A 19,122-nucleotide genomic window follows, 5' to 3' on the forward strand; every position below is an offset into this window, starting at 1 on the left:
TCCCGCTCAGAGCCCGAGCACGCCCGGCAGGGCCGCCAGCGACGTGACGACGTGCACGCCGGCGGCCCGCGCGGCCGCGAGGTCCTCGTCGCTCACCGGGACGCGGCGCACGCCCGGCCGGTCGAGCCACACCCCGACGAGACCCGCCGCGACGGCGGCGCGCGCGTCGACGTCCAGCTCGTCGCCGACGTAGGCGGTGCGGGCCGGGTCCGTGCCGAGCCGCCGGCACGCCTCGACGAACACGCGCGCGTCGGGCTTGCCGACGCCCAGCGTGTCCACGCCCACGAGCACCCGGAGGTGGGCGTCGAGCCCCGCGCGCACCAGCTTGTCCGTCTGGTACGCCGAGGCGGCGTTGGTCAGGGCGCCGACGACGACCCCGGCGTCGAGCAGCGCGCGCAGCCCCGCGACGGCGTCCTCGTGGGCCACCCAGCCGGCGCGGAACGCCGCGTCGAAGCGCGCGTCCCAGGCGTCGTACGCGACGTCGTCGAGCACCGGCCCGCCGAACGCGGCGTGCAGCTCGTTGGCGCGCGCCATCCGCTGCGTGCGGTGGTCCACCTCGCCGCGCGTGTATGCGCGGTAGTGGCCGTTGACGTCCGCCCGCCACGCCGCGAGGGCCGCGTCGACCGTGGCGTCGTCGACGTCCCCGACGTACGCCGCGAGCGTGTCCGCGATGGCCGCGCGGAACGCCGCGCGCGTGTCGACGAGCGTGTCGTCGATGTCGAGGAGCACGCCGTCGACGAGCCGCTCCCCCGCCGTGCCGGCCGGCCGGGCGCCCGTCACGCGTCGAGCGTGGCGCGCAGCCGGGCGATGCGTGCGAGCGTCGCGTCCTTGCCGAGGATCTCCATCGACTCGAACAGGGGCGGCGAGACGCGGCGGCCGGTGAGCGCCACGCGCAGCGGCGTGTACGCGAACCGCGGCTTGATGCCGAGCCCGTCGACCAGCGCCTCCTGCAGCGCGGCCTGCGTCGCGTCGGTCGTGAAGCCGTCGGCGGGCAGGTCGGCGAGGACGCGGGCGGCCGCGTCCAGCACGTCGCCGGCCTCCGGCCGCAGTGCGCCGCGCGCGTCCTCGGCGACCTCGAGCGCGTCGTCGGTGACGAACAGGAAGCCCAGCATGCCGACCGCCTCGCCGAGCAGCGTCATGCGCTCCTGCACGAGGGGCGCGGCCGCGTCGAGCAGCGCACGGTGCTCGTCCGACAGGTCCGCGTAGGTGGCGGCGGGGACCAGGCCGGCGGCGTGCAGGTACGGCACGAGGCGGGCGCGGAAGTCCTCGGGCGCGAGCAGTCGCACGTGCGCGGCGTTGATCGCCTCGGCCTTCTTGACGTCGAAGCGCGCGGGGTTCGGGTTGACGTCCGCGACGTCGAACGCGGCGACCATCTCCTCGACGGAGAACACGTCGCGGTCGGGCGCGATGGACCAGCCCAGCAGGGCGAGGTAGTTGAGCAGGCCCTCGGGCGTGAAGCCCCGGGCGCGGTGCAGGAAGAGGTTCGACTCCGGGTCCCGCTTCGAGAGCTTCTTGTTGCCCTCGCCCATGACGTAGGGCAGGTGACCGAACTGCGGCATCACCGTGGCCACGCCGAGGTCGAGCAGCGCCCGGTAGAGCACGACCTGGCGGGGCGTCGACGACAGCAGGTCCTCGCCGCGCAGCACGTGGGTGATGCCCATCAGCGCGTCGTCGACCGGGTTGACCAGGGTGTACAGCGGGTGGCCGTTGCCGCGGACGATGACGAAGTCCGGCACGGACCCCGCCTTGAACGTCACGTCGCCCCGGACGAGGTCCGTGAACGTCACGTCCTCGTCCGGCATGCGCAGGCGCAGGACCGGCTCGCGGCCCTCGGCGCGGTACGCGGCCTTCTGCTCGTCGGTCAGGGCGCGGTCGTAGCCGTCGTAGCCGAGCTTGGGGTCGCGTCCCGCCGCGCGGTGGCGGGCCTCGACCTCCTCCGGCGTCGAGAACGACTCGTACGCGTACCCGCCCTCGACCAGCCGGCGGGTGACGTCCCGGTACAGGTCGTAGCGCTGCGACTGCCGGTACGGCTCGTACGGGCCGCCGACCTCGACGCCCTCGTCCCAGTCCAGCCCGAGCCAGCGCAGCGCGTCGAGCAGCTGCTCGTAGCTCTCCTGCGAGTCGCGTGACGGGTCGGTGTCCTCGATCCGGAACACGAACGTGCCGCCGACGTGCCGGGCGTACGCCCAGTTGAACAGCGCCGTGCGGATCAGCCCCACGTGCGGCGTGCCGGTCGGCGAGGGGCAGAAGCGGACGCGGACGGCACTGCTGGGCACGGGTCACCTCGGGGTCGGGACGGGTGGGATCCTCCTCAGCCTAGCGAGCGCGGGACCTGCACCCCGTCCCGGACGCCCGCCCCCCAGACGTCGCCGGGCACGTCACCGGGCAGCAGCGCGTTGCCCTGCCCGACGAACCGCGCGTCGGTGCCGCCGGCGCGCGCCGCCCGGTAGTCCGCGAGCGCGCCGAGCGCCCACCGGGACAGCAGCAGGATCGCGACGAGGTTCACCATCGCCATCAGCGCCATCGCGATGTCGGCGACCGCCCACACGGTCGTCAGCGCGAGCAGCGAGCCGAGGCCCACCGCCGCGAGGACGAGCGTGCGCAGCGCCGTGAGCGCACGCCCGTGGACGCCGAGGAACGTGAGGTTGACCTCGGCGTACGCGTAGTTGCCGAGCACCGAGGAGAACGCGAACGTGAACACGACGACGCTCATCAGCCACGTCGTCCACCCGCCGAGCTCGTGCGCGACGGCGGCGGCGGTCAGCGCCGCGCCGGCGCTCGCCCCCGTCTCGCCCGGCGAGTAGACGTCCGGACCGGCGAGCAGGACGAGCATCGCGGTCGCCGAGCACACGAGCATCGTGTCGACGAACACGCCGAGCGACTGGATGAGCCCCTGCTTGACGGGGTGCGACACGGTCGCCGTCGCGGCCGCGTTGGGCGCCGACCCCATCCCCGCCTCGTTCGAGAACAGGCCGCGCTTGGTGCCGTTGAGGACCGCGGCGAGGACGCCGCCGCCCGTGCCCGCGAGCGCGCTGTCGAGCCCGAACGCACCGCGCAGGATCTGCGCGAACGCGTCGGGCACGGCACCCAGGTTCAGCACGACGACGACGAGCGCGACCAGCAGGTACAGCGCCGCCATGAGCGGCAGCGCGACCTCCGCCACCCGGGCCACCCGGCGGACCCCGCCGAAGAGGACCGGTGCCGCGAGGACCACGAGCGCCACGGCCGTCCACGCGACCGGCAGGCTGTGCCCGGACGCCAGCGTCTCCGCGATCGTGTTGGCCTGGACCATGTTGAAGGCGAAGCCGAAGGTCACGACGAGCAGCACCGCGAAGACGACGCCCCACCGGCGCGAGCCGAGCCCGCGCTCGATGTAGTACGCCGGCCCGCCGCGGTACGAGCCGTCGTCGGCGCGCACCTTGAACACCTGCGCGAGCGTCGCCTCGACGAACGCCGTCGCCATGCCGATCAGCGCGACGACCCACATCCAGAAGATCGCGCCGGGGCCGCCCAGCGTCAGGGCCACCGCGACGCCCGCGATGTTGCCCGTGCCGACGCGCGACGCGAGCCCGACGGCGAACGCCTGGAACGACGAGATGCCCCCGGCGGCGTCGTGCCGCGACGACAGCACCTGGCGCAGCATCGCCGGGAAGAGCCGCACCTGCACGAACCCCGTGCGCAACGTGAACCAGAGCCCCACGCCGACGAGCAGGTAGACGAGCCAGTACGAGTAGAGCGCGTTCGTCAGCCAGTCGATGCCGACCTGCAGGTCCATGCGCAGCCCCCCGGTACGCCGATCAGCCGAGCGTAGGAGCCTCGGCCGCGCGCCGCACCGGCTGGTGCCGCGGGCCCGTCGGGTCGCGGGTCAGCCGGGGTGCCCGGTCAGCGGCGGACGACCGGGTTGCGCAGCACGCCGATGTCCTCGACCTCGACCTCGACGACGTCGCGGTGGTCGATCGGCCCCACGCCCGCGGGCGTGCCCGTGAGGATGACGTCCCCCGGCAGCAGCGTGAACACCTCGGACGCGTAGGAGATCAGGAACGCGGTGTCGAAGATCATCTGCGACGTGCGCCCGTCCTGGCGGGTCTCGCCGTTGACGCGCGCGGACACGCGCAGGTCGTCCACGTCGAGCCCCGGCACGACCCACGGGCCGATCGGGCACGACGTGTCGAAGCCCTTGCCGCGCGTCCACTGCGCGTCCGACTTCTGCACGTCGCGTCCCGTCACGTCGTTCGCGACCGTGAAGCCGAAGACGTGGTCGAGGGCACGGTCCGGCGTCACGTCCTTCGTCACCTTGCCGATGACGACGGCGAGCTCGGCCTCGTGCTCGACGCGCTCGGTCCAGTCGGGCAGGACGATCGGGTCGTCGGGGCCGATGACGGAGGTGTTCGGCTTGAGGAACAGCAGGGGCGCCGTCGGCACCTCGTTGCCCAGCTCGGCGGCGTGCGCCGCGTAGTTGCGGCCGACGCCGACGATCTTCGAGCGCGGGATGACCGGGGCGAGCAGGCGGACGCCGTCGCCGTCGAGCCGGACCCGCTCGCCGGTCGGCTGCACGGGTGTGTAGATGGGGTCGCCGGTGATGACGACGAGCTCCTCGTGGCCGGGGTCGCCCTCCACGAGGGCGTAGCGGGGGTCGGAGCCGGTGGTGAACCTCGCGATGCGCACGGCCCCAGCCTAGGCGCGCGTCGGCGGCGCGCCCGGGCACGGCGCCGACGCCGCACCGTGCGAGGGGGCCGGGTGACGGGCAGCGTCACACCCGCCCGACGTGCTTTCACGGCGCGCCGCGCCGACGATAGGGGGCGATGTCCTCCTCTCCCCGCCTGCCCGCGCCCGCCGACCCGCCGCTCGAGGGGCTCCCTCCCGGCTGGACCGCGCGTCCCGCGGACGCGGCCGACGCGCCCGCGCTGCACGCGCTCCTCGGGCGGCACGAGGCCGCCGCCACCGGGGCCGCGTCGAGCCACCGCAGCGCCGTGGACGCCGTGCTCACGGACGGGGCCGCCACCCACCGGCACGTCCTCGCCCTCGACGAGCGGCGGGAGGTGCGGGCCTGGGCGTCGGCGCAGGACCGCGCCGAGGGACGGGTCCTCGTCCAGGTGCTCGTCGACCCGGCGCTGGACGACGCGACGGCCGACGCGGTCGCCGCCGCCGCCTTCGACTGGGCCGACGCCGCCGCACGGCACGTCGCCGCCGGCCGGGGCCTGACCGTGACGCAGGTGGACAGCGGGGCCTTCGCGACGGACGACCGTCAGCAGCGGTGGTTGCGCGCGGCCGGCTACGCCCAGGTGCGCACGTGGCTGCAGATGACCCGCCCGACCGTCCCGGCGGACGCCGACCCCGCGCCGGGTGCGTCGCCGGAGCGGGTCCGCGTCCGGCGGGTCCGCCGGGGCGACGACGGCATGCCCGACGGGGCCGACCTCCTCGCGGTGCACGTGGTGCTCGAGGAGTCGTTCACCGACCACTTCAACTACCGTCCCGAGCGGTTCGACGAGCTCGTCTCGCGGCTGCGGGCGGACCCGGGCCACCGCTGGGACCACTGGTGGCTCGCCGAGTCCGTCGACGCCGGCGAGCCGTCACGACCGGTGGGCGCGCTCGTCGCCAGCGTCTCCCCCGGCCGCGACGGCGCACCGGACGGCACGTACGTCGCGTACCTCGGCGTCCTGCGCAGCGCCCGCGGGCGGGGCGCCGCCCGGGGGCTGCTGGGGGCGGCGATCGCGGACGCGGCCGCACGCGGGCGGTCGTACGTCGCGCTCGAGGTCGACGCCGACTCGCCCACCGGTGCGGACGCGCTGTACCGCTCGCTCGGCTTCGGCACGTCCGTCGTCACGCAGTCCTGGCACCGCGACGTGCGGGTGGACGACCTGCCGTAGCGCGGGCGGTCGGGCGCGGGCGGTCGGGCGCGGGCGGTCAGGCGCGGGCGACGACCTCGCCGTGCAGGATCGAGAACCAGCCGTCCTCCTGGTTGCCCCACGCGTGCCACGCGTCGGCGAGCTGCTCGAGCCCGACCTCGTCGGCCAGGCCGTGCTCGATGGCCTGCGCGGCGAAGTGCGAGCGCACGCAGCGGTCGGCCCAGAGGTCCGCCCACCACACGCGGTCGTGGGGCGTCGCGTAGCACCAGGCGCTCGCCGTCGGGTCGATGCCGGCCGGGTCGAAGCCGGCCTCGCGCACCCAGGACAGGAGCTTGCGGCCCGCGTCCGCGTCGGCGTGGTTGGCCGCCGTGACCTCCTGGTAGAGCGTGAGCCAGTCGTCGAGCCCGTCGGACTGCGGGTACCAGGCCATGCCGTCGTAGTCGGCGTCCCGCACCGCGACCACACCACCCGGCTTCGCGACGCGGCGCATCTCCCGCAGCGCGGCGACGGGGTCGGACAGGTGCTGCAGCACCTGGTGGGCGTGCACGACGTCGAACGTGTCGTCCGGGAAGTCGAGCGCGTACGCGTCGCCCACCTGGAACGTGACGTTCGGCGTGCCCGCCTCGGCCGCCGCCTTCGCGGCCGCCTCGATGACGGCCGAGGACATGTCGACGCCGACGACCTCGCCCGGCGCGACGCGGCCGGCGAGGTCGATCGTCACCGTGCCGGGGCCGCAGCCCACGTCGAGCAGGGCCTGCCCGGGGGCGAGGTGGGGCAGCAGGTACGCCGCCGAGTTCTCCGCTGTCCGCCACCGGTGCGAGCGCAGGACGCTCTCGTGGTGGCCGTGCGTGTAGACGTCGGATCGCGAGGTCACACGTCACTGTAGATCGGAACAACCGTCCAGTTCACCTGCCGGGACGACGCCATCCGAATGGTGGTCCGTGAGTCGGCCGCACCGCACGGGCTGGCCGCCCGCCCCCGCCGCCGGCCCGCGCCCGCCCGCGCCGGGACGCCTAGCATGCGCAAGGTGCGACGCATCGTGGGGCTGGACACCGCCCGCGGCCTGGCCGTGCTCGGCATGGTCGCCGCGCACGTCGGCCCCGACGACACGTGGCGGACCGTGCCACCCGGCGGGTTCGCCCAGCTCGCCGACGGGCGGCCGTCGGCGGTGTTCGTCGTGCTCGCCGGTGTCGGTCTCGCGCTGCTGTCCGGCGGGGACCGGCCGGTGACGGGCACGCGGCTCGTGCAGGCGCGGCTGCGGATCCTGGTCCGGGCGGCGCTGCTCGTGGTCCTCGGCGCGGTGCTCGTGGAGCTCGGCACGCCTGTCGTCGTCATCCTCGTCGTCTACGGCGCGATGTTCGCCGCGGGGACGCTCGCGCTGCGCTGGTCGCGCCCGGTGCTGGCCGCGGCGGCCGTCGCCGTCGCGGTGGTCGGCCCCGTCGTGCGCCCGTGGTTCGACGCGTTCCCGGTCGTCGCCGAGCGGCCCGTCGACCCGATGACCGTGCTCATCGGGCACTACTACCCCGCGATCGTCTGGATGTCCTACGTGCTCACCGGCCTGGCCGGCGGGCGCAGCGACCTGCGCTCCCCGCGCGTCCACGCGTGGCTCGCCGCGCTCGGGCTCGGGCTCGTCGTCGTGGGCCACGGCGGTGCGGCGGCGGTCACCGCGGCGCTCGGCCGGTCCACCGAGCTCACGACGGCGGAGCCGCACTCGTCGTCACCGTTCGAGATCGCGGGCAACACCGGCACGGCCCTGCTCGTGCTCGCCGTGTGCCTGGCGGTCGGGCTGCGGTGGCCGCGCGCGCTCGCCCCCGTGTCGGCGACGGGCGCGCTCGCGCTCACCGCGTACTCCGGGCACCTGCTCGTCATCGCCGCGCTCGGCACGGATGTCGTCTGGGCGCCGACCACCGCGTCGTGGCTGTGGTTCACGGGCGTCATCGTGGTGGCGTGCTGGGCGTGGCGGGCGTGGGTCGGCCGTGGGCCCCTGGAGTGGGTGCTGCACGCCGTGTCGACCCGCGCGGCCGACGTCGCGCCCGACGCCCTCCCCCCGCGCACGGACGCCCCCCGGGAGGCCGCGCCGCCGTCGCCGGGCGCCACCGACGTCCCGGTGCCTCAGGGCCAGACGAGCGAACGCGCCCATGACCCGTCACCCGAGCGCCGGTAGACGAGCCGGACGTGCGCCCGGTCGGCGCTGCCCTGCCAGAACTCGACGACCTCCGGCACGACGACCCACGCCTGCCACTCGGGCAGCACGAACCCCGGCTCGGCGTCGGTCCGCCGGCGGGCGGCCGCCATCGACGCCCGCAGGCCGGCGACCGACCCCAGCGGCTCCCCCGGCCGCACGCCGAGCGCCGCGGCGCGTGACGCCGGCGAACGGGCCAGGTAGTCCGCGGCGGACACCTCGGGCCCCAGGTACCGCGCGGCGCCCGCGACCCGCACCTGCCGCACGACCGGCTGCCACCAGAACGTGAGCGCCGCCCGCGGGTTCGCCGCGAGGTCGCGGGCCTTGCCGCTGCGTGCGTCCGTCGCGAACGCGAACCCGTCGGGCCCGACGTCCTTGAGCACGAGCACGCGGGCCGACGGCCGGCCGTCGGCGTCGGCGGTCGCGAGCGTGACCGCGTGCGGCTCGGGCACGCGGGCGTCGACGGCGGCGGCGAACCAGTCGGCGAACAACGTCAGGGGGTCGTCCGGCGCCGTGCCGGGCTCGAACGGCAGGACGTCGCCCGAGAGGGCCGGCAGGGACCGCAGCAGCTCGCGCACGGCGCCACTGTGCCGCGGCGGGACGCGGGACGCCATCACCCGCCCCGCCCCCGAGGCGCCCGTCGCCCTGCGGAGCCCGGGGCAGCGCGACCTACCCTGGTGCGGTGAGCACGACGACCCCCGCGACCGCACCGGCGGACGTCGTCGTGCTGCCCCCGGCGACGTGGCGCGCCGCGGCGGACGCCCACGCGGCCCGCGCCGACGCCCTCACCGCCGGGCACCGCGCGCGCCGGTCCCGCCACGAACGGCACGCGATCGAGGACTTCCTCTACGAGTACTACCCGACCCGGCCCGCGCAGCTGCGCCGCTGGCACCCCGGCGTGGGCGTCGCGCTCGCACCGGACGCCGACGGCCCGGCGCCGCACACCGCGTGGCGGTGGTACCGCACCGGCGACGACGGGACGGTGACGCTCGACGTGCCGGCCTTCCTCGCCGCGCGCGGGGACGCCGTCCGGTTCGTCGCCGGGCTCGTCGGCGCGACCGCGTCCCGGCCGACGGCGACCGGCTGCTTCGGGCTGCACGAGTGGGCGATGGTCTACCGCGAGGACGACGGCGAGCACCGGCACCCGCTCCCCCTGCGGCTCGGGCGCGCGGGCACCGACGCGGTCGTCGAGGGCCACCGCATCCGCTGCACGCACGTCGACGCGTTCCGCTTCTTCACGCCCGCCGCGGTGCCGCGCAACACGCTGCAGCCCACCCGCGCGACCCAGGTCGCGCTGGAGCAGCCGGGGTGCCTGCACGCCAACATGGACGTCTACAAGTGGTGCCTCAAGCTGGGCCCCGCGGTGCCGGGCGACCTGGTGCTCGACGCGTTCGAGCTCGCCCGCGAGATCCGGCTCGTCGACATGCGGGCGTCGCCGTACGACGTGCGCGGCTACGACCTCGACCCGATCGCGATCGAGACACCGGACGGCAAGGCCGACTACGTGCGCCGGCAGCGCGCCTTCGCGGTGCGCGCCAACGCCCTGCGCTCCCGCCTGCTCGCGGTGTGCGAGGCGCTGCCCGCGGCCTGACGTCCGGTTCAGGCGTCCGGCGCCCGCCAGCCCAGCTGCGTGAGCCACGCCGCGCAGGCGTCGGCCCAGCGGGCGACGTGCACGTCGTCCGTCGCCAGGCCGAGGCCGTGCCGGCCGGTCGGGTACACGTGCAGCTCGGCGGGCACGCCGACCGCCCACAGGGCCTGCGCGTACCGGACGGCGTGGGACACGGGTACCGCGTCGTCGTCGGCGGTGTGCCACACGAAGGCCGGGGGCGTCGCCGCCGTCACCCGGCGGTCCGCCGAGAGTGCGGCCCGCGCGTCGGCGTCGGCGCCCGTGCCGAGGAGCGCGTCGACCGAGCCCACGTGGGGCTCGGCGACCAGCGAGACCACCGGGTAGCAGAGCACGGTCGCGTCGGGGCGCGCGCCGGCGTCCTCGACCGTCGACAGCGTCGCGGCGAGGTGCCCGCCGGCCGAGAACCCGAGGACGCCGACGCGCCCCGCGTCCACGTCGAGGCCGGTCCCGCCCGCGCGCACCCAGCGGACCGCGGCCGCGGCGGCGTCGAGCGGCGCCGGGTGCAGCGGACCGGTCGCGCCCTCGGGGGCCACCGGGTAGGGCAGCACGACCGCGTGGAGCCCCAGCCCGGCGAGCCACCGCGCCACCGGCTCGGCCTCGTGGTCGGCCGTCATGCGGTAGCCGCCGCCCGGCAGGACCAGTACGAGCGGGCGGGGCCCGTCCCCGTCCGCCGCCACGACGGTGACCCGGCCCGCGAGCGCGGCCGGGAGCGTGGCGTCGGCGTCGCGCGGCGCGCCGCCAGGGCGCGCGGCCTCCCGCGTCACAGCGCGCCCGCCCGCACGGCGTCGACACCCTTGTTGGCGAGCCCGTCGGCGCGCTCGTTGCCGGGGTCGCCGGCGTGCCCCTTCACCCACACCCACGTGACGTGGTGCCGGGCCACCTCGGCGTCGAGCGCCTGCCACAGCTCCTGGTTCTTCACGGGCTTCTTGTCCCCCGTCCGCCAGCCGTTGCGCTTCCACCCGGCCAGCCACTTCGTGAGCCCGTTCATGACGTACGTCGAGTCGACGTGCAGGCGCACGGCGGAGGGTCGCTTGAGCGCGCGCAGGCCCTCGATGACGGCCGTGAGCTCCATGCGGTTGTTGGTCGTCAGCTCCTCGCCGCCGAACAGCTCGCGCTCGTGCGGGCCGGAGCGCATCCACGCGCCCCAGCCGCCCACCCCGGGGTTGCCCTTGCAGGCGCCGTCGGTCCACATCTCCACGCGGGGCAGGTCGTCCGTCGTCGGCTCGTCGTCGCTCACGCGCACACGGTACGGCGGCGGTGCGCCGTCACCACGTCAGCACGGCGGCGCGACCGTAGGCGCGCACCCGCGCGTCGACCGTCACGAGGGTGGCGTTCTCGACGACGGCCTGCGCGACCAGCAGGCGGTCGAACGGGTCGCGGTGGTCCCACCCCAGCCGCCCGGCCAGCAGCGCGTGGTCGGCACCGACGGGCAGCTCGGTGCCGCCGATCTCCGCCACCCGGCGCGCCCAGACGTCGACGAGGTCGCCGACGTCGAGCCTCCCGAGCCGCTGCTTCGTGGCCACCTCGAGCGCGGAGGCCGCCGAGACGAGCAGGGTGACGCCGGGGTCGGCGAGGTCGGCACGGACCGGCTCCGGCACCCGCTCGGCGTCACCCAGCAGCCACAGCAGGACGTGCGTGTCGAGCAGGTACCTCACTCCCAGGCCGCCAGCTCGTCCTCGTCCAGCGGTGCGTCGAAGGACGCGGGCACCTCGAGCCGCATGACGCCGAAGCGCCGCCGTGGCGGCTGTACCGGCACGAGGCGCACCACCGGGCGGCCCGCGCGCGCGATGACGACGTCCTCGCCGTCCTCCGCCCGGGCGATGAGGTCCGACAGGCGCGCCTTGGCGTCCTGCACGTTCATCGTGGTGGTCACGGGCTGATCGTATCCGGCCCGGTCCACCTGGACCAGGCCAGTCGGACCAGCGACTCAGCCGTGCCGGCGCAGGACCGTCTCGCGCACCACGCGGCGTAGGACCTTGCCCACCTGCGAGCGCGGCAGCTCGGTCATCACGACGAGCCGGCGCGGGAGGGCGTAGCGGGCGAGGCGGGTCTCGCACCAGGCGCGGACGGCGGCGAGGTCGACGCCCGTCGCCCCCTCGTCGAGCACCACGGCGGCGACGACGCTCTCGCCCAGGTCGCCGGCCGGCTCGCCGACGACGGCGACGTCCTGGACGCCCGGCATGCCGCGCAGGTGGTCCTCGACCTGTGACGGGTACACCTTGAAGCCGCCGGTCACGATCATCTCCTTCATGCGGTCGACCAGGACGACGAAGCCGTCCTCCTCGACCTGCACGACGTCACCCGTGCGCAGCCAGCCGTCGGGCAGGAGCTGGTGCGCCGTCTCCTCGGGACGGTTCCAGTACCCGGCGAAGACCTGCGGCCCGGAGATGAGGAGCTCGCCGCGCTCGCCGGGTGCGACCTCGCGCGTGGGGTCCTCCTGGTCGACGACGCGCACGCGCGTGGACGGGAACGGCAGCCCGAGCGCCCCGGGGCGCCGGTCCGCGGTCATGGGGTTCCCGAGCGCCACGGGGGACGTCTCGGTCATGCCGTAGCCCTCGATGACGAGCCCCTGCGTGACGCGCTCCCAGCGCTCGGCCGTCGCGCGCGGCAGCGCCATCGCGCCGCTGATCGCGTACCGGAACGACGTGAGGTCGGCCCCGGACTCCTCGGCCGCCGCGGCGAGCCGGTCCAGCATCGGCGGGACGGCGGGCAGGAAGGTGCCGGGGCGCCGCTTCTGCGCGGCGAGGACCCGCACCGGGTCGAAGCTCGGCAGCACGACCAGCGTCGCGGCGATGCGCGTCGCGTACGTCAGGCACAGCGTCAGCCCGAACGCGTGGAAGAACGGCAGCACGGCGTAGACGACCTCGGTGCCCGGCCGGGCCTTCGTCCACGCCTGGCCCTGGATGGCGTTGGCCAGCAGGTTCCGGTGCAGGAGCACGGCCCCCTTGGGCGTGCCGGTCGTGCCGCCGGTGTACTGCAGCAGCGCGACGTCGCCCGAGGCGGGGCCGGGCACGGAGGCGTCGAGCGGGCGCGCCGCGCGCACGAGCCGGTGCCAGTGCGGCACGTCGGCGGGCACGGGCCCGCGCATCGCCGCGCGCGTGCGGCGGGCGGACGGCACGGGCAGGCTCAGCGCCAGGCGCGCGACGGCCCGCAGGTCGGCGCTGAGGTCGACCGCGACGACGTGCTGCAGGGCCGTGCGGTCACGCGCCTCGAGCACCCGCGGCACGGCCTGCTCCCACACGACCGCGACCGTGGCGCCGCTGTCGGCGAGCTGGTGCGCGAGCTCGTCCGCGGTGTACGTCGGGTTGTGCTCGACGACCACGGCACCGAGCCGGAGCACGGCCCAGAAGGCGACGAGGTGGGTCGTGCAGTTGGGCAGCACGAGGGCGACGCGGTCGCCGGGGCCGACGCCGAGGTCGCGCAGCACGGCGGCGCCGCGGGCGGCCTGGTCGGCGATCTCGGACCACGTGGTGGTGCGGCCGAGGAAGTCGACGGCGATGCGGTCGGGGTGCTCGCGCGCGGTGCGCTCGAGCGTGGCGGTCAGGGGCTCGTCGGGCACGTCGACGTCCCGGGGGACGCCGTCCGGCCAGGCGGCGGGCAGGGGCGCGTCGGTGGGGCTCGTCACGGCTCCAGGCTAACTTACGGCCCCGTAGGTTACCTGCCCGTAGGTCCCACCCCGGCGGGAGCAGGACGCACCGTGCGACGATCACGCGGTGCCCGAGCAGTACGTCCCCGCCGCCGAGGTCCCCACCGGCCCCGTCGAGGTGCCCGCGGCCGTCGCCCGGATCGCCGGCGCGGCTCCCGTGGTGCCGGTGTGGGTCAACGAGCTCGGCGGGCTGACGTTCCGCGTGGGCCGCGACCGGTACGTCAAGTGGGTGGCCGCCGGCACGCGCGGCCTCGACCTGGCCGCCGAGGCCGAGCGCCTCGCGTGGGCCGCGCCGTTCACGTCCGTCCCCCGCGTGCTCGCGAGCGGCGCCGACGACGCCGGCTCGTGGCTCGTCACCGCCGCCCTCGACGGGCGCAGCGCCGTGGACCCGTACTGGCTCGCCCGGCCGGTCGAGGCGGCCACCGCGATCGGCCGCGGGCTGCGTGCGCTCCACGACGCCCTGCCCGTGGGCTCCTGCCCGTACGCGTGGTCGGTGCGGGACCGGCTCGGGCGCGCCCTGGAGAACCTCGACGCGGGCGACACGCCCGCGTCGTGGGCGCCGGAGCACCGGGCGATGACCGCCGCCGAGGCGCGGTACCGGCTCACCGACCCGCCCGACGCCGACGTGCTCGTGGTGTGCCACGCCGACGCGTGCGCACCCAACACGCTCCTCGCCGACGACGGCTCGGTCACGGGTCACGTCGACCTCGGCCGGCTGGGCGTCGCCGACCGGTGGGCGGACCTCGCGGTCGCCGCGTGGAGCGTCGACTGGAACCACGGCCCCGGGTACGACCACCACGTCTACGCCGGGTACGGCGTCGAGCCGGACCCCGAGCGCATCGCCTACTACCGCCTGCTGTGGGACGCCTCCTGACGCTCGCCGGCGCGCTGCCGCGGGACTCCACCGCGCTGCCTCGTGGGAGAATCGCCCGGTGCCCGACGCCCCCACCCTGACCGCCCGCCTGCCCCGGGGCGAGGCGGCGCACGACCCCGACGCCCTCTACGAGGCGTTCACCGGGTGGGCCGCCGACCAGGGCCTGCGCCTGTACCCCCACCAGGAGGAGGCGCTGCTCGAGCTCGTCTCGGATGCGCACGTGATCCTCTCGACCCCCACGGGTTCGGGGAAGTCCCTCGCCGCCGTGGCGGCGCACGCGGTGGCCCTCGCGCAGGGCCGCCGGTCCTTCTACACCGCGCCGATCAAGGCCCTGGTCAGCGAGAAGTTCTTCGCCCTCGTCGAGGTCTTCGGGTCCGAGAACGTCGGCATGATGACGGGCGACACGGCGGTCAACGCGCACGCGCCGATCGTGTGCTGCACGGCCGAGATCCTCGCGAACCTCGCGCTGCGCGACGGACCGGACACCGACGCCGGCCTCGTCGTCATGGACGAGTTCCACTACTACGCCGACCCGCAGCGGGGCTGGGCGTGGCAGGTGCCGCTGCTCGAGCTGCCGCGCACGCAGTTCCTGCTCATGTCGGCGACCCTGGGCGACGTCACGTTCTTCGAGGAGGACCTGCGTCGGCGCACCGGGCGCGAGGTGGCGGTCGTCGCGAACGCCGAGCGGCCCGTGCCCCTCACGTTCTCCTACGTGGTGGAGCCGCTGCACGAGCTGCTCGACGAGCTCGTGCAGACGCAGCGCGCACCCGTGTACGTCGTGCACTTCACGCAGAAGGAGGCGGTGGAGCGCGCGCAGTCCCTGATGTCGACGACGCTCGCGAGCCGCGCCCAGCGCGACGCGATCGCCGCCGAGCTGGGCGGCTTCCGGTTCGGCCCCGGCTTCGGCCGCACCCTCTCGCGCCTGCTGCGCCACGGCGTCGGCGTGCACCACGCGGGCATGCTGCCCAAGTACCGCCGGGTCGTGGAGCGGCTGACGCAGAAGGGCCTGCTGCCGGTGGTGTGCGGCACCGACACCCTCGGCGTCGGCATCAACGTGCCGATCCGCACGGTCGTGCTCACGTCGCTCGTGAAGTACGACGGGACGCGCATGCGGCACCTCAGCGCGCGCGAGTTCCACCAGATCGCGGGCCGGGCCGGCCGCGCCGGGTTCGACACCGTCGGCGAGGTCGTCGTCATGGCGCCCGAGCACGTGATCGAGAACCGCAAGGCGCTCCTCAAGGCCGGCGACGACCCGAAGAAGCAGCGGAAGATCGTCCGGAAGCAGGCCCCGGCGGGGCACGTGAACTGGACCGACAAGACGTACGAGCGGCTGCGCGACGCGCCCCCCGAGCCGCTGACGTCGAGCTTCCACGTCTCGCACGCCATGGTCCTGCACGTGCTGCAGCGCGGCCGCGACGGACGGGCCGACCCGATCGCCGTCATGACGCACCTGCTCACCGAGAACCACGAGCCGGAGGGCGCCCGCGCGCGGCACGTGCGGCGCGCGGTCGACGTGTACCGCTCGCTGCGCGCCGGCGGCGTGGTGGAGCGCCCGTGGGTCGACGACCCGTCGGCGCCGAAGGGCCGGCGCCGCACCGTGCAGCTCGTCGCGGACCTGCCCGCGACGTTCGCGCTCGACCAGGCCCTCTCGCCGTTCGCGTACGCCGCGCTCGACCTGCTCGACCCCGCGGACCCCGGGTACGCGCACGACGTGGTCTCGGTCATCGAGGCCACCCTCGACGACCCGCGCCAGGTCCTGGCCGCGCAGGAGAACCGGGCGCGCGGCGAGGCCGTCGCAGCGATGAAGGCCGACGGCCTGGAGTACGACGAGCGCATGGCGCTGCTCGAGGGCGTGACGTACCCGCGCCCGCTCGCCGAGCTCCTCGAGGCCACGTTCGCGACGTACCGGCGCACGAACCCGTGGGTCGCAGACCTGACCCTGTCGCCCAAGTCGGTCGTGCGCGACATGCACGAGCGCGCCGCGACGTTCGCCGAGTACGTCAGCCTCTACTCGCTCGACCGCACCGAGGGCGTCCTGCTGCGCTACCTCGCCGACGCGTACCGCGCGCTGCGCCGCACCGTGCCCGAGGACCGCCGCACCGAGGAGCTCGAGGAGCTCGTCGCGTGGCTCGGCGACCTGGTGCGCCGCACCGACTCGAGCCTGCTCGACGAGTGGGAGCGCCTCGCCAACCCCACGGACGACACCGAGCCGACGGCTCCGGACGACGACACCCCGCCGCCGGTCACCGCCGACCCGCGGGTGTTCCGCGCGCTCGTGCGGGGTGCGATGTTCCGCCGCGTCGAGCTCGTCGCGCGCGAGGCGTGGGGCGCCCTGGCCGCTCTCGGGGACGTCGACGGGGACGACCGGCCGTGGACGGCCGACCGCTGGGCCGACGCGGTGGACCCGTACTGGGACCTGCACGACGAGGTCCTCACCGGCCCGGCCGCCCGCGGCCCCGCGCTCTTCCAGGTGACGCCGTCCGAGGGCCGCGGCCCGGGCGCCGGGACCTGGCGCGTGCGCCAGGTGCTCGACGACCCCGCCGGGGACCACGACTGGCGGATCGACGCCCTCGTCGATCTCGCCGCCTCCGACGAGGCCGGTGAGGTGCGCCTGCGCGTCCTGGAGGTCGGCCCGCTCTGAGCCCGGCCGGCCGGGACGCCGTCCCGCCCACCCCGGGCGTCCGCCGCGCTGCGACAGCCCGCACCGGCGGCCCTAACGTGGGTGGCATGCCCCGCACCGGCCGCACCCACGTGCCGCCCGCCGGCCGCACGCCGTCCGGCGCACCGTCGGCGAGCGGCCTGAACCGGCTGCGCGCCGCGGTGCTCGGCGCCAACGACGGCATCGTCTCGATCGCCGCCACGGTCGTGGGTGTCGCCGGGGCGGAGAGCACGCCCCGCACGATCGGCCTCGCCGGCGGCGCCGCGCTGGTCGCCGGTGCCCTGTCGATGGCCGCCGGCGAGTACGTGTCGGTGAGCAGCCAGCGCGACGCGGAGCGCGTCGCCGCGTCCGAGGGGCGGCCGTTCGCGGGTGCGACCGACGAGACCGCGTTCACGAACCCGTGGCAGGCGGCCCTCTCGTCGTTGGTCGCGTTCACCGTCGGCGGGCTGCTGCCCCTGCTCGTCGTGCTCGCGCCGTGGCCCGTCGCGGCCCGGGTGCCCGTCACGTTCGGGGCCGTCGTGGTCGCGCTCGTGCTGCTGGGGTGGGCGTCGTCGCGGTTCACGCACGCGTCCACCGCGCGGTCCGTCCTGCGCAACGTGGTCGGGGGCTCGGTCGCCATGGGCGTCACCTACGGGATCGGGGCGGCGGTCGGCGTCGCGCTCTGAGCGGCGCGCCCGGCACGGCGCCTAGCCTGGCGCCGTGCCCCGCAAGGACGCCCGCCCGACGGGCACCCCCGCCCTCGCCGCCCTCGCCGCGGCCGGTGTCGCCCACACCCCCCGCACCTACGCGCACGACCCGTCGTCCGGCCTCGGCTACGGGCTCGAGGCCGCGCACGCGCTGGGCGTGGCGCCCGAGCAGGTCTTCAAGACGCTCGTCGCCGACGTCGAGGGCCGCCTCACGGTCGCCGTGGTCCCGGTGACCGGCCGGCTCGACCTCAAGGCGCTCGCTCAGGCCGTCGGCGCCAAGCGGGCCGTCATGGCGGAGCCGCACGCCGCGGAGCGCGCCACCGGCTACGTCGTCGGCGGCATCTCACCGCTGGGCCAGCGCACGCGCCTGCCGACGGTCGTGGACGAGACGGTGTGGCTGTTCGACACGGTGCTCGTCTCGGGCGGGCGGCGCGGGCTCGACGTGGAGCTGGCACCCGACGACCTCGTGCGGCTCACCGCCGCGGTCGTCGCGGCGGTCGCCACGGACTGAGGCGTCAGCGTCCGTAGGCGGCGAACGGGCGGTCCGTCGGCACGATCTCCTTGCCCAGCGGCACCAGCGAGACCGGGATCAGCTTGAGGTTCGCGATGCCCATCGGGATGCCGATGATCGACACGAACAGCGGGATCGCCGTGGCGACGTGCCCGGCGGCGAGCCAGATGCCGGCCACCAGCACCCAGATGACGTTGCCGACGGTCGACCACGCACCGGCGGTCGGCTTGTCGACGACGGTCCGGCCGAACGGCCACAGCACGTAGCTCGCGATGCGGAACGACGCGATGCCGAACGGGATGGTGATCACGAGCAGGCAGCACAGGACGCCCGCGACGACGTAGCCGAGGGCCAGCCACGCGCCCGCGAACACGAGCCAGATGACGTTGAGCAGGGTGGTCACGGCACCACCGTCGCACAACCGGCCGGCGCGGGCGCATCCGGGACCTCCCCGAGCCGACCCTGGTCCCCGGCCGTCGCGCGACGTGCTCCGGCCCGCGGCGTCAGTTCAGCGCGGGGTCGTCGGGCGCCGTCCAGAGCAACGCGACCTCGTCCGGCTGGCGGCGCAGCACGCGCCGCCACAGCGTGCCCGGGTCGAGCGCGAACGGGTCGTCGGGCATCGCGTCGACGACGATCCAGCCCTTCGCGTGGATCTCGTCGTCCAGCTGCCCGGCCGACCAGCCGGCGTACCCCACGAACACGCGCAGCCCGCGCACGCCCTGCGCCACCACCTCGGGCGGCGCGTCCAGGTCGACCAGGCCCAGGCCCGGCGTCAGCGGGCGCACGCCCGGCGGTGGGGTGGTGGTCACGGGCAGGCCCGCGAGGGCCAGCGCCGCGTCGCGGCCCACCGGGCCGCCGCCGAACAGCACGCCGGGGGCGCTCACGTGCGGGTGCCACTCCGGCAGCACCGCGGCGACTTCCACGTCGAGCGGCCGGTCGAGCACGACGCCGAGCGCGCCGCCCGAGCTGTGCTCCAGCACGAGCACGACCGCGCGCCGGAAGCTCGGGTCGCGCAGACCCGGCGTCGCCACGAGCAGTCGTCCCGCCGAGCCGTCCATGCGGCCCATCATCACCCGGCGGTACGGTCGGGA

The 19,122-nt window shown here is 75.8% G+C and carries 20 protein-coding genes; 7 read left to right on the plus strand and 13 right to left on the minus strand.

The annotated features are described in order from the left end of the window. Nucleotides 1–6 precede the first annotated feature (6 nt). The 4 genes from E5225_RS12055 to E5225_RS12070 form a co-directional block, all read right to left on the minus strand. A complete protein-coding gene (locus tag E5225_RS12055; protein WP_135971921.1) occupies nucleotides 7–780 on the minus strand; it encodes an HAD family hydrolase in 774 nt (257 codons plus the stop codon). Continuing rightward, complete coding sequence (gene gltX / locus E5225_RS12060; protein WP_135971922.1) at nucleotides 777–2,276, minus strand: glutamate--tRNA ligase; 1,500 nt, start codon at nucleotides 2,274–2,276, stop codon at nucleotides 777–779. The genes E5225_RS12055 and gltX overlap by 4 nt, the downstream gene beginning before the upstream one ends. 35 nt (nucleotides 2,277–2,311) lie before the next feature. Next, complete coding sequence (locus tag E5225_RS12065) at nucleotides 2,312–3,775, minus strand: alanine/glycine:cation symporter family protein (protein ID WP_135971923.1); 1,464 nt, start codon at nucleotides 3,773–3,775, stop codon at nucleotides 2,312–2,314. A 107-nt stretch (nucleotides 3,776–3,882) separates the two neighbouring features. Beyond that, nucleotides 3,883–4,665 carry a fumarylacetoacetate hydrolase family protein gene (locus E5225_RS12070; protein ID WP_135971924.1) on the minus strand — a complete coding sequence of 261 codons (783 nt, stop codon included), beginning with the start codon at nucleotides 4,663–4,665 and terminating at the stop codon, nucleotides 3,883–3,885. 137 nt (nucleotides 4,666–4,802) lie between these two features. Here E5225_RS12070 and E5225_RS12075 point away from each other — a divergent pair, with 137 nt between their 5' ends. Then, complete coding sequence (locus E5225_RS12075) at nucleotides 4,803–5,867, plus strand: GNAT family N-acetyltransferase (protein ID WP_135971925.1); 1,065 nt, start codon at nucleotides 4,803–4,805, stop codon at nucleotides 5,865–5,867. 37 nt (nucleotides 5,868–5,904) lie between these two features. Here E5225_RS12075 and E5225_RS12080 read toward each other — a convergent pair whose 3' ends face one another. Further along, complete coding sequence (locus E5225_RS12080; protein WP_135971926.1) at nucleotides 5,905–6,720, minus strand: methyltransferase domain-containing protein; 816 nt, start codon at nucleotides 6,718–6,720, stop codon at nucleotides 5,905–5,907. 144 nt (nucleotides 6,721–6,864) lie between these two features. Between E5225_RS12080 and E5225_RS12085 the strand changes: the two genes are divergently transcribed. Then, a complete protein-coding gene (locus tag E5225_RS12085) occupies nucleotides 6,865–8,010 on the plus strand; it encodes a heparan-alpha-glucosaminide N-acetyltransferase domain-containing protein (protein WP_243738030.1) in 1,146 nt (381 codons plus the stop codon). Here E5225_RS12085 and E5225_RS12090 read toward each other — a convergent pair. After that, entirely contained in the window at nucleotides 7,959–8,606 is a 648-nt protein-coding gene (locus tag E5225_RS12090; RefSeq protein WP_243738031.1) for a pyridoxine/pyridoxamine 5'-phosphate oxidase, read from the minus strand. The two genes, E5225_RS12085 and E5225_RS12090, sit on opposite strands and share 52 nt — an antisense overlap. A gap of 104 nt (nucleotides 8,607–8,710) precedes the next feature. On the opposite strand from E5225_RS12090, the gene E5225_RS12095 reads away from it, so the two are divergent. Beyond that, on the plus strand, nucleotides 8,711–9,619 hold the full coding sequence (locus tag E5225_RS12095) for a 3-methyladenine DNA glycosylase (protein WP_135971929.1): 909 nt from the start codon (nucleotides 8,711–8,713) through the stop codon (nucleotides 9,617–9,619). Nucleotides 9,620–9,627: 8 nt separating this feature from the next. Here the strand turns inward: E5225_RS12095 and E5225_RS12100 are convergent, their stop codons facing one another. From E5225_RS12100 to E5225_RS12120, 5 genes are all read right to left on the minus strand, one after another. Continuing rightward, a complete protein-coding gene (locus tag E5225_RS12100; RefSeq protein ID WP_243738043.1) occupies nucleotides 9,628–10,332 on the minus strand; it encodes an alpha/beta hydrolase in 705 nt (234 codons plus the stop codon). Between the two features lie 83 nt (nucleotides 10,333–10,415). Beyond that, on the minus strand, nucleotides 10,416–10,847 hold the full coding sequence (gene rnhA, locus E5225_RS12105; protein ID WP_135971982.1) for a ribonuclease HI: 432 nt from the start codon (nucleotides 10,845–10,847) through the stop codon (nucleotides 10,416–10,418). 73 nt (nucleotides 10,848–10,920) lie between these two features. Then, nucleotides 10,921–11,310 carry a type II toxin-antitoxin system VapC family toxin gene (locus E5225_RS12110; RefSeq protein ID WP_243738033.1) on the minus strand — a complete coding sequence of 130 codons (390 nt, stop codon included), beginning with the start codon at nucleotides 11,308–11,310 and terminating at the stop codon, nucleotides 10,921–10,923. Next, a complete protein-coding gene (locus E5225_RS12115) occupies nucleotides 11,307–11,528 on the minus strand; it encodes a type II toxin-antitoxin system Phd/YefM family antitoxin (RefSeq protein WP_135971930.1) in 222 nt (73 codons plus the stop codon). The genes E5225_RS12110 and E5225_RS12115 overlap by 4 nt, the downstream gene beginning before the upstream one ends. 54 nt (nucleotides 11,529–11,582) lie before the next feature. Continuing rightward, nucleotides 11,583–13,280 (minus strand): AMP-binding protein, encoded by a 1,698-nt coding sequence (locus E5225_RS12120; RefSeq protein WP_135971931.1) that lies wholly within the window; start codon nucleotides 13,278–13,280, stop codon nucleotides 11,583–11,585. Between the two features lie 88 nt (nucleotides 13,281–13,368). Between E5225_RS12120 and E5225_RS12125 the strand changes: the two genes are divergently transcribed. The 4 genes from E5225_RS12125 (at nucleotide 13,369) to ybaK (ending at nucleotide 18,031) form a co-directional block, all read left to right on the plus strand. Beyond that, entirely contained in the window at nucleotides 13,369–14,175 is an 807-nt protein-coding gene (locus tag E5225_RS12125; RefSeq protein ID WP_135971932.1) for an aminoglycoside 3'-phosphotransferase, read from the plus strand. A 58-nt stretch (nucleotides 14,176–14,233) separates the two neighbouring features. Then, nucleotides 14,234–16,816 (plus strand): DEAD/DEAH box helicase, encoded by a 2,583-nt coding sequence (locus E5225_RS12130; protein WP_135971933.1) that lies wholly within the window; start codon nucleotides 14,234–14,236, stop codon nucleotides 16,814–16,816. 86 nt (nucleotides 16,817–16,902) lie between these two features. Continuing rightward, entirely contained in the window at nucleotides 16,903–17,499 is a 597-nt protein-coding gene (locus tag E5225_RS12135; protein WP_135971934.1) for a VIT1/CCC1 transporter family protein, read from the plus strand. A 34-nt stretch (nucleotides 17,500–17,533) separates the two neighbouring features. Next, entirely contained in the window at nucleotides 17,534–18,031 is a 498-nt protein-coding gene (ybaK, locus tag E5225_RS12140; RefSeq protein ID WP_135971935.1) for a Cys-tRNA(Pro) deacylase, read from the plus strand. A gap of 4 nt (nucleotides 18,032–18,035) precedes the next feature. Here the strand turns inward: ybaK and E5225_RS12145 are convergent, their stop codons facing one another. Both E5225_RS12145 and E5225_RS12150 read right to left on the minus strand, forming a co-directional pair. After that, entirely contained in the window at nucleotides 18,036–18,434 is a 399-nt protein-coding gene (locus tag E5225_RS12145) for a YccF domain-containing protein (protein WP_135971936.1), read from the minus strand. 100 nt (nucleotides 18,435–18,534) lie between these two features. Further along, nucleotides 18,535–19,089, minus strand: coding sequence for a YqgE/AlgH family protein (locus E5225_RS12150; protein ID WP_135971937.1), 555 nt, complete (start codon nucleotides 19,087–19,089; stop codon nucleotides 18,535–18,537). Nucleotides 19,090–19,122: the final 33 nt, after the last annotated feature.

Origin of the sequence: Cellulomonas shaoxiangyii (assembly GCF_004798685.1) — a bacterium.
In the GTDB taxonomy this organism is placed as follows: Bacteria; Actinomycetota; Actinomycetes; order Actinomycetales; family Cellulomonadaceae; genus Cellulomonas; species Cellulomonas shaoxiangyii.

Coding starts and splice junctions, on each gene's coding strand:
- E5225_RS12065 (WP_135971923.1), bottom strand. CDS start 3,775: ATGGACCTGCAGGTCGGCATCGACTGGCTGACGAACGCGCTCTACTCG.
- E5225_RS12075 (WP_135971925.1), top strand. CDS start 4,803: ATGTCCTCCTCTCCCCGCCTGCCCGCGCCCGCCGACCCGCCGCTCGAG.
- E5225_RS12085 (WP_243738030.1), top strand. CDS start 6,865: ATGCGCAAGGTGCGACGCATCGTGGGGCTGGACACCGCCCGCGGCCTG.
- rnhA (WP_135971982.1), bottom strand. CDS start 10,847: ATGTGGACCGACGGCGCCTGCAAGGGCAACCCCGGGGTGGGCGGCTGG.
- E5225_RS12135 (WP_135971934.1), top strand. CDS start 16,903: ATGCCCCGCACCGGCCGCACCCACGTGCCGCCCGCCGGCCGCACGCCG.
- E5225_RS12150 (WP_135971937.1), bottom strand. CDS start 19,089: ATGGACGGCTCGGCGGGACGACTGCTCGTGGCGACGCCGGGTCTGCGC.